We start from the raw sequence: 14,826 nt of genomic DNA, 5'->3' as shown, positions 1-14,826 counted from the left end.
GCCCCCTCTCCCGAAGGGAGAAGGGCATTCGGCGGCGGCATCCGGGTAACACGTGAACTTTAATCGAGTAACAAGGCAATGCGCGGACGCGACGAAGACACCGGCGAATTTTTCAGCGAGAGCCGCAGCCAGAACCGGCGCGAGGCGCTGGAAGTACTGGCGCTGGGCGAGAAACTGGTGGAACTGACGGCCGCGCAGCTGGCGCGGCTGCCCATCCCCGAAGACCTGCTCGAGCACATCGAGTACAGCAAGCGCATCACCTCGCACGGCGCGCGCAAGCGCCAGCTGGCGTTCCTGGCCAAGCAGATGCGCCGCGAGGACGACGCCACGCTCGACGCGATCCGCGATGCGCTGGAAGCCAACAGCGAGACCTCCAAGCGCGCGGTGGCGCTGATGCACCGCATCGAGCACTGGCGCGAACGCCTGCTGGGCCAGGGTGATGCCGCGCTGGCCGAACTACTGGACGAATACCCCGGCGCCGACCGCCAGGAGCTGCGCACCCTGGTACGCAACGCGCTGGCGGAAAAGGCGAAGAACAAGCCGCCGCGCGCATTCCGCGAGATCTACCAGGTGCTGCGCGACCTGATGCTGCCGGCGCAGGCCGCCGCTGGGCAGGACGAGGAAGACGTCGAACATGAATTCGACGACCTCGACGACGAGACCGACGCGCGCGATTGACCCGCGCTCCGGCAGGCGCTGTTCCGGCCGGGCGCCGACGCATGGGAGCATGCCGCCGCTCCCATCCCCGCAGCCCGGAGGCAGCATGCCCACACGACGATCCCTCCTGCTGGCCGCCCTTGCCGGTACCGTCCTGCAGCTGCCGGCCCTCCGCGCCGGCGCCTCCAGCGGCAACCCGCCGATGGCGGCCGGCTACATCGATCTGATGCCCGATTTCTGGAATGCCTACACCCAGGCCGAAGGCGCCGCCGACCGCGCGCAGGCCCTGCAGGACAGCTTCTTCGCGCCACACCACGAGATCTATGCTGCGGCCGGTCTGAAGCCCCGCACCGAACGCATCGCCCGCTGGCTGCCCGACTTCGACGTGATGGCCGCCGATGTCCGGCGGATCGTCGCCGACTTTCCTGCCATCCATGCGGCGCACACCCGACGCTTCGCCGAGGCCTTCCCGGATTTCGACCGTACGCGCGCCCCGATCTACCTGCTGCCGTCGCTGTTCGCCTTCGACGGCCACCTCGAACCCGGCGACGGGCAGCTGCCGCTGTTCATCGGCGCCGATGGGCTGGTGCGCTACCACGGCACCTCGCCGGATCTGGCGGTATTCCTGGATCACGAATCCTTCCATCTCTACCAATCCCAGATCGCACCGGAGGTGATGCTGGATCCGGCGCCGCCGGTGTACGCCATGCTGTGGACCGAAGGCGCGGCGAGCTACGTGAGCGAGCGGCTCAACCCCGACGCGGCGCTGCTGCACGTCCTGCTCGACGACGTCCACCTGGCCGGCGCCAACGCCGCCACCCGCCGCGAACTGGCCGCGGCGATCCTGGCCGTGCTGGATTCCACCCGGGAAGCCGATGCGCTGCGTTTCTTCAGCGCAGGCGCTACCGGGCCGTGGCCGGCGCGCGGCGCCTACCTCGTCGGCCTGGAAGTCGCGCGCCGGATCGGCCGCGACCTGCCGTTGGCACAGCTGCCCAGGCTGCAGGGCGCGGCGCTGCGCGGCCGGCTGGCCCGCGAACTGGCCGCGCTGGCGGCAGGCGAGGATTGAGCCCCGGGGCGCCTGCTTGCCGGTCGCGTGCGGCTCAGGCCTGCGTGCCGCCCACGGTGAGGCCATCGATCAGCAACGAGGGCTGGCCGACGCCGACCGGCACGCTCTGCCCGTCCTTGCCGCAGATGCCCACGCCTTCGTCCAGCGCCAGATCGTTGCCGATCATGCGCACCTTCTGCATGGTTTCCGGGCCGTTGCCGATCAGCGTGGCGCCCTTGACCGGCGCGGTGATCCGGCCGTCTTCGATCAGGTAGGCCTCGGTCGCCGAGAACACGTATTTGCCGCTGGTGATGTCGACCTGGCCGCCGCCGAAGTTGACCGCGTACAGGCCCTTCTTCACCGAGCGGATCATTTCCTGCGGGTCATGGTTGCCGGCGCGCATGTAGGTGTTGGTCATGCGCGGCATGGTCATGTGCGCGAAGGATTCGCGGCGGCCGTTGCCGGTCGGCGCCACGCCCATCAGCCGCGCGTTGAGCGTGTCCTGCATGTAGCCGACCAGGATGCCGTCCTCGATCAGCGTGGTGCACTGGGTCGGGGTGCCTTCGTCATCGATGTTCAAGGAGCCACGACGGCCATCCAGGGTGCCGTCATCGACAATGGTCACTCCCGGCGAGGCCACCCGCTCGCCGATGCGGCCGGCGTAGACGCTGGTGCCCTTGCGGTTGAAGTCGCCTTCCAGGCCGTGGCCGACCGCCTCGTGCAGCAGCACGCCGGGCCAGCCCGGGCCCAGCACCACCGGCATCACCCCGGCTGGCGCCGGGATCGCCTCCAGGTTCACCAGCGCCTGCCGCAGCGCCTCGCGGGCGAAGGCTTCCGGACGCCCGTCGGCGAACAGTTCCCCGTAGCCGTAGCGCCCGCCGCCGCCGGCATAGCCGGACTCGCGGCGGCCATCCTGCTCGACGATCACCTGCACGTTCAAGCGCACCAGCGGGCGCACGTCGGCGCCGAGCACGCCGTCGCTGCGCGCGATCAGCACCGTGTCCACGCCGCCGGACAGGCTCACCATCACCTGCAGCACGCGCGGGTCGGCGGCGCGCAGGTAGCGGTCCAGGCGCTTGAGCACTTCCACCTTGGCCTCGTTGCCGAGGCTGTCCACCGGATCCAGCGCCGGGTACAGCGCGCGGCTGCCGCCACGCACCAGCGCGCTGGCGTTGCAGGTGCCGCCGTCGCGCGAGATCGCCCGCGCCGACTGCGCGGCGGCCAGCAGCGCTGCCGGCTGGATGTCGTCGGAGTACGCAAAGCCGGTCTTCTCGCCGGCGATGGCGCGCACGCCCACGCCCTGCTCGATGGAATGCGCGCCATCCTTGACGATGCCGTCTTCCACGCTCCAGCTCTCGCGCCGCGAGTGCTGGAAATACAGGTCGCCGAAATCGACGCCCGGCCCCAGCAGGGTGCCGAAGGTGCGTTCGAGGCGGTTGGCGTCCAGCCCGGCCGGCAGCAGCAGGCGGGATTCGGCAAGCATCAGGGCGTTGTCGGTCATGGTGTTCCAGATGGGGGCAGGCCTGCGGTTCGCAAGCATGCGGCAGAAGCGGTCAAAGCGCGCCGGCGCTGGCCGGGCTCACCGCCGGCGGCGGCAGGCGCGGGGCATCGCGGTCGACCACTTCCACCTTCGGGTCGGACCATGGGCCGGTGACACGGTAGGTCTTGGCGCCGATCTCGCCCAGCGGCTTGCCCAGTACCGCATTGGCGGCCGCACCCACCGCCGCGCCGACCGGACCGCCGGCGACGGCGCCGACCACGGTGAGCAGGTTGCCCGAGCGCGGGTTGACCTCGATGGTCTGGTCGAACTGCTGCGCGCGGAGGTCGGCCTGGCCGCGGATGGCGATGTCCGCCGCCGGGCCCTGCATGCCGAGGCGGTCGGTGCGGGCCAGCCCGTCGCCGAAGGCGACCCGGCCCTCGGCCTGGTTGAACGCCAGGCCCTTGGAGAAGAAATCGCGGAAATCCAGCATCAGCCGGCGCGGCAGCTGGGCGACGCTGAGCAGGCCCAACACCCGCCCCGCACCCGGTTCGACCTCCAGGATCTGGCCGTTGCGGATGTTGATGTCGAGCGTGCCTTCCAGCCCGGCCAGGTTGAACGTGGCCGGTGCGCCGTCCCAGCCGGCGTTGAACTGCAGCTGGCCCTGGCCGCCGCGCAGCTGCCCGCCATAGCCCAGGTTGTCCAGCAGCCCGCCTAGGTTCTCGCTGTGCACGGCCGCTTCGAAACGGGTCCGCGCCTGCGCGCCGGTGCCGCGCCACTGCCCGGTCACGTCGATGGCCTGTTTCGGCGAGCGGAACTGCAGCTGCGACACCTGCAGGCCGTCGGCCAGCGGACGGGTGCGCAGCGTGGTCTGCCCCAGCTCGGCCTTGCCGAAGGACAGGTCGCCGATGTCCAGCGACAACGGCGGAATCTTCGCCGGGTTCACCGGGTCGGCCGGATGGTCGCCCGCCTCGCCGGCCGCGGCCGTTGCCGCCTGCCAATGCACCCGCGCCAGCGTGCCGCTGACCGTGCCGCCATCTGCCTCGGGGACCAGCAGGTCGCCGGCCAACGACGGCCCTTCCAGCTGCACCGCGACGGCGCCATTACCCGGGCGCAGGCGCAGCCGGGTCTGGTCGAAACGGCCGCCGACCAGCAGCAACTGGTCGGCCAGCACATCCACCTGCTTCAGCGCGACGCCATCGGCATTGCCGCCTTCGCCGCCCTGCCCGCGCGCCAGCGTGATCCACTCCAGCGCGTCCAGCGACGGCGTGCGTCCATCCACCACCAGGCCGTCCGCCGGCGGCTCGCGGCTCGGCCGGTCGCTGCCCATGGTCACCTGCACGCCGGTCCTGCCGTCGTGGGTGCGCGCGGCCAGCGCCATGCGCCGGCCGAAAGCGACCTCGGTGGTGCCGCTGCCCAGCGGCAGGCTGGCGGTCACCCGGGTCGGCAGTGCATCGGCGGCCGGCTTGTCCAGCGGCGCCGGCAGCTGCAGCCGCGTGCCCTGCAGGTCCGAGCGCAGGCTGAGCGTGGTCGGCGGCTCGCTGCGGCTGCCTTCGGGCACCTTCGGCAGGGTCACGCCGATGGTCCAGCGCGAGGTGCCGTGCACATAGGGCTGCAGCCATTTCAGTTCCGGCGCGCGCTCCAGCAGGTCGGTGGCGCCCAGCGAGGCGCTCAGTTCCGCCTCGAACGCATTGTCCGGATCGCTCACCGGCGTGCCGGCGGCGAGCGACAGCACGCCGTCGTGCTCCTTGTGGCGGACCTGCAGCGCCGGCGCGCGGAAGCCGTCGCTGCCGTATTCGGCCTTGCCGCGCACATTGTCGAAGCGCAGGTCCCAGCGGCGGTCGGCCAGGGTCGCGCCGCGCAGTTCCACCTCGCCGCTGACCCGGCCCTCGCCCTCGTGCAGCGGCAGCGACAGGCCGAAGTTGACCGCGGCCGGCCCATTGGCGCTCAGCGCGTCCAGCGTTTCGCCATAGACGGCATGCAGCGGGCTGCGCCGCAGCAGTGCCAGCAGGTGCCCGCTGTCGTCGAGGGTGCGCGCGTCCACCTTCAGCAGCGATTCGTGGAAATCGGCGATGCCGGCGCGGAAAGCATCCACCTTGACCCCGCCGAGGTTGCCCTTGCCCTGCAGCGCGAACCCGTTGGCGATGAAGGCGATGTCGGCATCGACGCCGGTCATGGCCGGCCAGTCGTGCGAGAAACGAAGGGTGCCGTTGTCGATGCGCCCGCCCGCCTCGAAGCGGCCGTCGTTGCCATCGAACGGCCAGTCGTCGAGGTCGCCCACCGCCAGGCCGATGCCGCCACGCAGTTGTCCGTCCACCAGCGCGCCGTCCAGCCAGTCCACCGCCTCCTGGCTCATGTGCGAGCGCACCCAGAAGCCCTTGGCGGCGGTGATCGGCACATCGTCCAGTTCCGCCGCCACGTTGATCCACGGCCGCGTGCCATCGCCCTGGAACCACAGGCCACCGCGCACGTTGGCGGCATAGTCGTTGCCCTGCACGCGCATCGCCGGCGTGGCCACGCGCCAGCCGGCGCCCTCGCGCCAGACCACCGCCTGCCCGTCCAGCTTCAGGTCGTGGACGACGCCGAAACCGGTCGGCCAGTCGAAATGCATGGCATGGGCCGGCCGAAGCTGCAGCGCCAGCGCCTGGCCATCGCCCTCGAAGCGGCCGCGCAGCCCGCTCAGCCCGGGGCTGTCGCCGACCGCGGCGAACGCGGCTTCTTCCAGTTCACCGGCACCGTGCATGGCGCCGCCGACGCGGCCGGCGATGTCCACGTCGGCGAAGCGCAGGACCGGCGCGGCCTGGTACAGCCATTGGCGCAGCCCCGGCTCCAGCGCGGTGCTGAGCGCGGCGACCCGCAGCAGCGGCGTCGCGTCGATGCGCCGGCCGCGCAGCGCGAAATCGTGTCCGCCGCCCAGGTGCAGGCCGTCGAGCACCTGCGTGCCGCCCTTCCCGGTGGCGACCCGCAGCTGCGGCGCGTCCACCCGCCAATCGTCGCCGTCATGGCGCCAGCGCGCGCGCAGTTGCAGGCTGTCGAAGCGGGTGGTCGGCGCCTGGCTGCCGGCGGCGAACGGCGCGCCGGCCAGTTCCACCTTTTCCAAGGTGGCGTCGGCGATGACCGAAGCCACCCGGTGGTCGCTCAGCGCCACCCAGCTGCGGATCGTGCCGGTGCCCTGGCGCACGTCGATGCCGCCGAAATGCAGCAGCGCGCTCCACGCGGACAGGTCGGCCGGCGCCGCGGCGATCCAGGCGGTGCCGTCGCCGCGCTGGCGCTGGAAGTCGAGCACAGCAGTCACCGGCGCGGCGTCGGCGGCGATCCAGGCGCGGGCGCCGGCGCGCAGGCGCGTGCCGTCCACGCGCAGGCGCAGGTCGATCCGCGGCAGTTCCGCGTCCAGACCCAGCGAGGGCGCATCCAGCCGCAGGCGGCCGCCGATCACCTGCAGCTCGCCGAGCCGGCGCAGGGTTTCCAGCGGATCACCGGCATCGCCGGCACTGGGCAGGCCGCGCACCGACCAGCGGCCGTCATCGGCCCGCTGCAGGGTCAGCGCCAGCCCGCGCAGGCGCAGCTCGGTCAGCGGCGCGCCCGGCAGCAGGCCGGAATACAGCGATACCAGCACTTCGGCCTGGCCGATGCGCACGCCTTCGCCCTGGCCGATGCGCAGGCCATCGAGCCGCAGCAAAGGGCCGCGCCGGGTCCAGGCGGTATCCAGGCGATCGAACGCCACCGGCTGGCCGGCGCGCGCGCTCAGCCAGGCGGCTACTTTCTGCGGATGCCGTTCGACCAGCGGCAGCAGCTGGCTGAGACTGCCCACCAGCACGGCCACGACCACCAGCACCACGGCCAGCGCGTAGATCGCATGGCGGCGCAGGTGGCGGAAGCGGTAGCGCGACAGCACGGGCATCAGGAACGGGACCGGAGGGGCGGAGAACGGGAGGTAAGTGGGAAAGAATGCCTGTCGCAGCCGGAATCGCAATGCAACGGCCTTCCCGCCGTCCCTGCCCGCCGCTGCCGGGCAGCGGCTCCCGGTGCCCCGCTACAGCAGGACCACGTCGAACTGCTCCTGCAGGTACTGGTCGTCGGCCTGGAAGCGGATGCTCTTGCCGAGGAACTCCTCCAGTTCGGCCACCGCCGCCGACTCCTCGTCGGTGATGCGCGCCACCACCTTGCTCGAAGCGATCACCAGCAGCCGCGCGGCGTCGAACTGGCGCACCGCGCGGGTGATCTCGCGGAAGATCTCGTAGGTGACGGTCTCGGTGGTCTTGATGCTGCCGCGCCCGCTGCACTCCGGGCAGGGTTCGGACAGCTGCCGCTCCAGGCTCTCGACCGTGCGCTTGCGGGTCATTTCCACCAGGCCCAGCGGCGAGAAATCGTAGACCGTGGTCTTGGCGTGGTCGCGCGCCAGCGATTTCTCCAGCGTGCGCAGCACCTGGCGGCGGTGCTCGGGATCGACCATGTCGATGAAGTCGATGATGATGATGCCGCCGAGGTTGCGCAGCCGCAGCTGCCGCGCCACCGCCTGCGCCGCTTCCAGATTGGTGCGGAACACGGTCTCTTCCAGATTGCGCTGGCCGAGGAAGGAACCGGTGTTGACGTCGATGGTGGTCATCGCCTCGGTCTGGTCGATGACCAGGTAGCCGCCGGACTTGAGCGGCACCTGCTTGTCCAGCGCGCGGCCGATCTCGTCCTCCACGCCGTACAGGTCGAAGATCGGGCGGTCGCCGGTGTACAGCTCCAGCTTCTCGCCCAGCACCGGCATGTACTTGGCGACGAAGGCCTGCAGCTGGGCGAAGGTCTCCTTCGAGTCGACCTTCACCTTCTCCACGTCCTTGCGGATCAGGTCGCGCACCGAGCGCAGCGGCAGGCTCAGGTCCTCGTAGATGATGCTGCGCGGCGGCGCCTCGCGGCCGCGGCGCTCGACCACGTTCCACACCCGCGACAGGTAGGAGATGTCCTCGGCCAGCGCCTCGGCCGGCTGGCCTTCGGCATTGGTGCGCACGATGTAGCCGTAGCCGCCGTGCTGGGCGGAGATCTCCGTCACCAGGGTCTTGAGCCGGGCGCGCTCGGCCTCGTCCTCGATCCGCGCCGAGACCCCGACCATCTTCGACTGCGGCAGCAGCACCAGGTAGCGCGAGGGGATGCTGACCTGGGTGGTCAGGCGCGCGCCCTTGCTGCCGATCGGGTCCTTGACCACCTGCACCACCACGTCCTGGCCGTCGCGCAGCAGCTCCACGATCGGCACCGACGACGGCAGCGGCAGGCTCGGCGCGGTCTCCTCGGTATCGGCAGCCACCGGCGCCGGCCGCACCACGTCGTTGGCGTGCAGGAACGCGGCGCGCTCCAGCCCGACCTCGACGAAGGCGGCCTGCATGCCTGGCATCACCCGCTGCACCCGGCCCTTGTAGATGTTGCCGACCACGCCGCGGCGCCAGCCGCGCTCGATGTGCAGTTCCTGCAGCATGCCGTTCTCGATCACCGCCACGCGGGTTTCGCGCGGGGTGACGTTCACCAGTATTTCTTCGGACATCCGTTCAATCCTTCCCTGCGCCGAAACCGCGCAGCAGCGCGGCGGTCTGCTGCAACGGCAGCCCCATCACGCCCGAATAGCTGCCGGCGAGCCGGCTGATCCAGCGTTCGGCGCCGCCCTGTATGGCGTACGCGCCGGCCTTGCCCATCGGTTCGCCGCTGGCGACATAGGCGGCGATCTCGTCCTCGGCCATCGCCGCGAACGTCACCTCCGATTCGACGACGATCAGTTCCTCGCGCCCCTGCGCCACCAGCGCCACCGCGGTGACGACCTGGTGGCTGCGCCCGGCCAGCGAGCGCAGCATGGCCGCGGCGTCCGCGGCATCGACGGGCTTGCCGTAGACCCGGTCGCCCAGGACCACTTCGGTATCCGAACCGAGCACCACCGCCAGCGGATCGTCGGCGACCAGCGCCAGGCCGGCGCGCGCCTTGTCCAGCGCGACGCGGCGCACATAGGCCGCCGGCGGTTCGTCGGCGCCGCGGATTTCCGGTACGTCCAGGTCCAGCGCGCGGAACGGGATGTCCAGGCGTGCGAGCAGTTCGTTGCGGCGGGGAGAGCGGGAAGCGAGATAGAGCATCGGCGAAGCATAACCTGCGCACGTTGCGGCCGCGCCTGCCGACCGGCCCGCCTGCGCCGCTCGCCACGCATGGCCGTTCCCGCCTACGCTTCGCTTCGTTCCGGGCCAGGCTGAACGAGCGGCAAAGCCGCCCCCCGCACCGCGACCCCGTCCGGCCTCACTACCCGTTCATCGCCACCGCACCACCCTCGCACCCATCCAAGGAGGATCCACATGCGCCATTCCGCCCTCGCCCCGCTGCTGCTCGCCCTGTCCTTCGCTTCGGGAGCCCCGATGACCGCCCACGCCCAGAACACCCCGGCCGTCGTGGCCAGCGATGCCACCCTGCTCAACATCTCCGCCCAGGCCGAGGCGCGGCGCGTGCCGGATGTGGCCATGCTGTCGGCCGGCGTGGTCACCCAGGCCGCCGATGGCAATACGGCCATGCGCGAGAACGCCGTGCAGATGGACAAGGTGATGGCCGCGATCAAGGCCGCCGGCATCGCCGAGCGCGACATCCAGACCAGCGGCATCAACCTGAGCCCGCAGTATCGCTACGCCGACAACGAGGCGCCGAAGATCACCGGCTACCAGGCCAGCAACACCGTCAGCCTGAAGGTGCGCGACATCGCCAAGCTCGGCAAGGTGCTCGACAGCCTGGCCGCACAGGGCGCCAACCAGATCAACGGCCCGAGCTTCGAGATCGACCAGCCCGAGCCGGTCTACGACGAAGCCCGCTTGGCCGCGCTGAAGAAGGCCCAGGCCCGCGCCGAGACCTACGCCAAGTCGCTGGGCCTGCGCGTGCGCCGCATCGTCAGCATTTCCGAAGGCAACAGCGGCGGCTTCCGCCCGCCCATGCCGATGATGGCGATGGCGCGTTCGGCCAAGGCCGAAATGGACACGGCAGTGGCGCCGGGCGAGACCACGCTGTCGGTCAGCCTGGACGTGGTGTTCGAACTGGGCCGTTGATCCCGCGGTACATCCTGTCCATGGAAACGGCGCCTGCGGGCGCCGTTTTCCTGTCTGCCAGCTGAGCGGAAATTCCATCCCCGCTTGCCGGATCGCCGGTTTGCAGGCGCACTGGCTCCACGCGGACCGGAACCGGCCTTGCCGCTGCAACCCCGTCCCGCGTCACCGAGCGTTGTTCTCCATCACACGCCCTCGCATGGAGGTGGCACATGGTCCGCACGCATTCCGGCATTTCCCCGATCCGTTTCGACACCTCCCGCATCCTCGCCTACAGCACGGCCATCGCCCTGCACGCGCTGGCGGCAGGACTGCTGCTGATTCCGCTGTCGCAGGTCCCCATCCGCAGCGACGCCGTCCGCCAGGAACCGCGCTGGCAGTTGCCGGAAATCGTGCCCGTGGTGCCGACGCCCCCGCCGCCGCTACCGGTTCCGGTCGTCACGCAGACGCCGCCACCGGCGCGGCCTGCGCTGCCCGCGCCGGTCGACAATGCGCCGATGCCGGTCTTCGCCACCGAGGCGGTCATTCCGCAATCGGCCGCTCCCGGCTCGCCCACCGACACCACCGGCCCGGTCGCCGATTCGATCGCGCCGCCAGCACCGCTGGCAGGCGTGCAGCTGCGTTACCTGCATGCCCCCGCGCCCGCTTATCCGCGCGACGCCCTGCGCGTCGGCGCGCAAGGCACGGTGACCCTGCGCGTGCTGGTCGGTGTTGACGGCTCGCCACTGGAAGTGAGCGTCGAGCGCAGCAGCGGCAACCGCAGCCTCGACACCGCCGCGCGCACCCAGGTGCTGCGGCAGTGGAAGTTCCAGCCGGCCACCGACAACGGCCGCCCCGTGCAGGCCTACGGCCTGGTACCGGTCGATTTCAAGCTGAATTGAGGCCCTTCCGGCCCGCAGGAAAGCGCAGCTGAACGCTTCCTTGCGGGCCGTCTCCGGAAGCGCGCCTATTAATCGATTTTTCACCGTCATCTCACCCGGGAAAAACCTAGATTCGCGGCCGTCGATGTCCCCCGGCCGCCTTTCCGGCGGTCTCTTGCCGCAGGTTCCCTGGAGAGAAGACTGTGAAACATCCGACCCATAGGCAGCCGTGCTGCCGCCAGAATCGCCTCTGCGATTCCATCTCCACCAGCCTGGCCCGCCTGCTGCTGGTTCCCGCCGCGCTTGTGGTCGCCGTCCCGGCGGCCATGGCGCAGGAACAGCAGGAAAAGACGACCACCCTGGACCGCATCACCGTCACCGGCTCCAATATTCCACGCACCAACACCGAGACACCCTCACCGGTCCAGGTCATCACCCGCCAGGAAATCGACCGCACCGGCAAGAACAATGTCGCCGAGTACCTGCAGACCCTGACCGCCGACGGCTCCGGCTCCATTCCCAAGACCTTCGGCAACGGCTTCGCCGGCGGCGGCGCCGGCATCTCGCTGCGCGGCCTTGGCGCCGGCTCCACCCTGATCCTGTTGAACGGCCGCCGCATGGCCACCTATGGCCTGGCCGACGACGGCCAGAAGGTGTTCACCGACCTGAGCACCATCCCGCTGGATGCGGTCGAACGCATCGACGTGCTGAAGGATGGCGCCTCGGCCATCTATGGCTCGGACGCCATCGCCGGCGTGGTCAACATCATCCTGCGTTCGGATTTCACCGGTGTGATCCTGCGCGGTTCCTACGGCCTGTCCGGCGACAGCGACGGCAGCCAGCGCAAGGCTACCCTCACCGCCGGCACCGGCAGCCTTGCCGACAACGGCTGGAATGCGTTCTTCAGCCTGGACGTGGGCAAGAGCGATGCGGTCCGCGTCAGCGACCGCCTCAACCGCAAGTGGATAGGTACCGGCGACCTGCGCCCCTGGGGTTTCACCATCGGCAACAGCCAGTTCCTGGGCGGCGCGATCACCGGCGCCAATCTCAACGGCGGCGGCAGTTCGCCGACCGGCAGCCTGTTCGATCCGGCCACGGGGCAACTGGTGTCCCTGCCCGGCTGCAGCCAGTTCTCCAACATAACCCCGCAGGACCCCAACGGCGGCTGCCTCTGGGACGCGGGCAAGTTCCGCGACCTGGTGCCGGAAGAGAAATACGTCAATGTCTTCGGCCGCGCCTCCTTCGCCTTCGGCGACAACGGCGAGGTCTACACCGAGATCGGCTATTCGAAGAAGGACACCACATTCCGCAACACGCCCTCGGGCGTCTCCGGCGGCTGGGGCTACCCCGGGGGCCCGGTCAACGCCAGCAGCGGCGATGGCGCCACCGTGCTCGGCCCGACCCATCCGGACAATCCCTACGGCGTACCGGTACGCGTGCGCTACAGCGCATTCGACGTCGGCCCGCGCGTGACCGAAACCAACAACGAGTTCATGCGCTTCCTGGTCGGCGTCAAGGGCAGCTGGGGTGATTGGGATTACGACACCGCCTACCTGCACTCCAGCACCGACCTGACCAGCACCCGCACCGGGTTCCTGCGCTACAGCGCGGTGCTCTGCGCCCTGGGTGACCCGAACTGCGCCGGCGGCGTCTGGAACATCGGTCAGGGCGCGGAAGCCAACCCGCAGAGCCTTTACGCCTATATTTCGCCGACCATCGACGCCCGCGCCAAGAGCAAGCTGGACATGTTCGACATCAAGGTGTCGCGCTCCCTGCTCGACCTGCCGGGCGGTCCGCTGGGGCTGGCCCTGGGCACCGAATGGCGCAAGACCAGCAACTCGCTGACCCCGCAGACCTACACCGACCAGGGCGACATCATCGGCCTGGGCTACTCGGCCTACGACGGCACCCAGACCGTCTATGCCGGTTATGCCGAATTGTCCGCGCCGGTGCTGAAATCGCTGGAACTCAACGCCGCCGTGCGCTACGACAAGTACGAGGGCGGCGACGACGCGCTGAAACCGAAAGTCGGTTTCAAGTGGACGCCGGTGCAGTGGTTCGCCCTGCGCGGCACCTACGCCGAAGGCTTCCGCGCGCCGAATCCCGCCGAGAACGGCAACGGCGGACTGGCGGCCTTCTCCTCCGCGCTGGACCCGGTGCGCTGCCCCGATGGCCAGCACCCGGCGCCGGGCGGCACCGCCGACGACTGCAATGCGCGCCAGATCGCCATCATCACCAAGCCCAACCCAGCGCTGAAACCCGAGGAGTCCAAGAGCTATTCGCTCGGCATCGTGCTGCAGCCCACCCGTACCACCTCGGTCACCGTGGATGCCTGGCAGATCAAGCGCACCAACGAGATCACGCCCAGCAGCACCGACTCGGCCATCGCCGCCGGCGACGTGCTGCGCGATTCCAACCTGCTCAACGGCGTACCGGGTACCGGCTCGATCCTGGCGGTCAACACGGCCTATGTGAATGCAAGTTCCACCAAGGTCCAGGGCATCGATACCGACATCCGCCAGGATATTCCGCTGGGCAACGCCGGCGATCTGCGGCTGGACCTGCAATGGAGCCACATCAGCAAGTTCGACCTCACCGAGGACGGCCAGGTCAGCAAGTACGCCGGCACCCACGGCAACTGCGATGTGACCAACTGCATCGGCACGCCCAAGGACAAGGTCAACTTCGGCGCCACCTGGAACTACCAGGCGTGGTCGATCAGCGGCCTCGCCAACTTCATCGGCAAGATGGACAACGTCGGCGAACAGGGCGGCGCCTATCTCGCCAAGTACGAGGACGGCACGCCGGTCAAGAAGATTTCCTCCTTCACCACCTTCGACCTCTCCGGTCGCTGGGCGGTCAACGATGCCTTCGAGCTGAGCGCCTCGGTGCAAAACCTATTTGACCGGATCGCCCCGCTCGACCCGGTCACCTATGGCGCGGTCAACTACAACCCGCTGCACTACAGCGGCGCCATCGGCCGCTATTTCACCGTCGGGGCGAAGTACACCTTCAAGTAATCCCGCCGCAGCCCCCGACGGCCCAGGCCCCGGCAACGCCCGGGGCCCGGGTTTGCGCGGGGCCCGCCGCAACGAAAAAGGCCTGCATCTTGCGATGCAGGCCTTTCGAATCTGGCGCCCGAAGTTGGACTCGAACCAACGACCCCCTGATTAACAGTCAAGTGCTCTAACCGGCTGAGCTATTCGGGCGGGGACGCGCATTCTATACGCTTGTCACGCGCGATGGTAGGGGTGGTTGGCCAGCATCGCCGCCGCGCGGTACAGCTGTTCGGCCACCACCAGCCGCACCAGCATGTGCGGCAGGGTCAGCGGTCCGATCGACCATTTCTCGTCGGCGATCGCCGACACTTCCGGCGAATGCCCTTCCGGGCCACCGATCAGGAACGCGAGATCGCGGCCCTGCGCGCGCCAGTATTCAAGGCGCTGCGCGAGCTGTTCGGAGCTGAGCTGGCGGCCGGGCACGTCCAGCGCCACCACGTACGGATTCTTCGGCAATGCCGCCAGCACGCGCCTGCCCTCGTCCTCGATGGCGCGCTTCGGGTCGCGGCCCTTGCCGCGCAGGCCGGGTTCGATCTCCACCAGTTCCAGCGGCAGCCAATGCGACAGGCGCTTCTGGTACTCGGCAAAACCCTGCGCCACCCATGACGGTGCGCGTTCCCCGGTGGCGATCAGTCTGGCTTTCATGGCGCGGCTCCCGGCACGGCGTCGAAAACGAAGACGG

Annotated in this window: 10 protein-coding genes and 1 tRNA gene; 5 read left to right on the top strand and 6 right to left on the bottom strand. The window is 69.8% G+C overall.

The features are described 5' to 3' along the window. Positions 1-78: 78 nt before the first annotated feature. On the top strand, positions 79-678 hold the full coding sequence (gene yjgA, locus ABB22_RS09335) for a ribosome biogenesis factor YjgA (protein WP_055764670.1): 600 nt from the start codon (positions 79-81) through the stop codon (positions 676-678). An 85-nt stretch (positions 679-763) separates the two neighbouring features. Then, positions 764-1,723 carry a hypothetical protein gene (locus ABB22_RS09330; protein WP_055764668.1) on the top strand — a complete coding sequence of 320 codons (960 nt, stop codon included), beginning with the start codon at positions 764-766 and terminating at the stop codon, positions 1,721-1,723. Between the two features lie 34 nt (positions 1,724-1,757). Here ABB22_RS09330 and tldD read toward each other — a convergent pair whose 3' ends face one another. From tldD to ABB22_RS09310, 4 genes are all read right to left on the bottom strand, one after another. Further along, positions 1,758-3,203, bottom strand: coding sequence for a metalloprotease TldD (gene tldD / locus ABB22_RS09325; protein ID WP_055764665.1), 1,446 nt, complete (start codon positions 3,201-3,203; stop codon positions 1,758-1,760). Between the two features lie 52 nt (positions 3,204-3,255). Next, positions 3,256-7,080 carry a YhdP family protein gene (locus ABB22_RS09320; protein ID WP_055764663.1) on the bottom strand — a complete coding sequence of 1,275 codons (3,825 nt, stop codon included), beginning with the start codon at positions 7,078-7,080 and terminating at the stop codon, positions 3,256-3,258. 132 nt (positions 7,081-7,212) lie between these two features. Next, entirely contained in the window at positions 7,213-8,703 is a 1,491-nt protein-coding gene (rng, locus tag ABB22_RS09315) for a ribonuclease G (protein ID WP_055764661.1), read from the bottom strand. 4 nt (positions 8,704-8,707) lie between these two features. Further along, a complete protein-coding gene (locus ABB22_RS09310; RefSeq protein ID WP_055764659.1) occupies positions 8,708-9,280 on the bottom strand; it encodes a Maf family nucleotide pyrophosphatase in 573 nt (190 codons plus the stop codon). A 213-nt stretch (positions 9,281-9,493) separates the two neighbouring features. On the opposite strand from ABB22_RS09310, the gene ABB22_RS09305 reads away from it, so the two are divergent. The 3 genes from ABB22_RS09305 (at position 9,494) to ABB22_RS09295 (ending at position 14,105) form a co-directional block, all read left to right on the top strand. After that, positions 9,494-10,228, top strand: coding sequence for an SIMPL domain-containing protein (locus ABB22_RS09305; RefSeq protein ID WP_055764657.1), 735 nt, complete (start codon positions 9,494-9,496; stop codon positions 10,226-10,228). 209 nt (positions 10,229-10,437) lie between these two features. Continuing rightward, positions 10,438-11,106 (top strand): energy transducer TonB, encoded by a 669-nt coding sequence (locus ABB22_RS09300; RefSeq protein ID WP_055764655.1) that lies wholly within the window; start codon positions 10,438-10,440, stop codon positions 11,104-11,106. Between the two features lie 182 nt (positions 11,107-11,288). Further along, on the top strand, positions 11,289-14,105 hold the full coding sequence (locus tag ABB22_RS09295; RefSeq protein ID WP_055764653.1) for a TonB-dependent receptor: 2,817 nt from the start codon (positions 11,289-11,291) through the stop codon (positions 14,103-14,105). Between the two features lie 112 nt (positions 14,106-14,217). Here the strand turns inward: ABB22_RS09295 and ABB22_RS09290 are convergent. Together ABB22_RS09290 and rlmH are read right to left on the bottom strand one after the other, a co-directional pair. Continuing rightward, positions 14,218-14,294 (bottom strand) — tRNA-Asn (locus ABB22_RS09290). 24 nt (positions 14,295-14,318) lie between these two features. Further along, positions 14,319-14,789 (bottom strand): 23S rRNA (pseudouridine(1915)-N(3))-methyltransferase RlmH, encoded by a 471-nt coding sequence (gene rlmH, locus ABB22_RS09285; protein ID WP_055764652.1) that lies wholly within the window; start codon positions 14,787-14,789, stop codon positions 14,319-14,321. Between the last annotated feature and the right edge of the window lie 37 nt (positions 14,790-14,826).

Source organism: Stenotrophomonas nitritireducens, assembly GCF_001431425.1.
In the GTDB taxonomy this organism is placed as follows: domain Bacteria; phylum Pseudomonadota; class Gammaproteobacteria; order Xanthomonadales; family Xanthomonadaceae; genus Stenotrophomonas; species Stenotrophomonas nitritireducens.
This window is presented reverse-complemented; position numbering and strand designations above follow the sequence as displayed.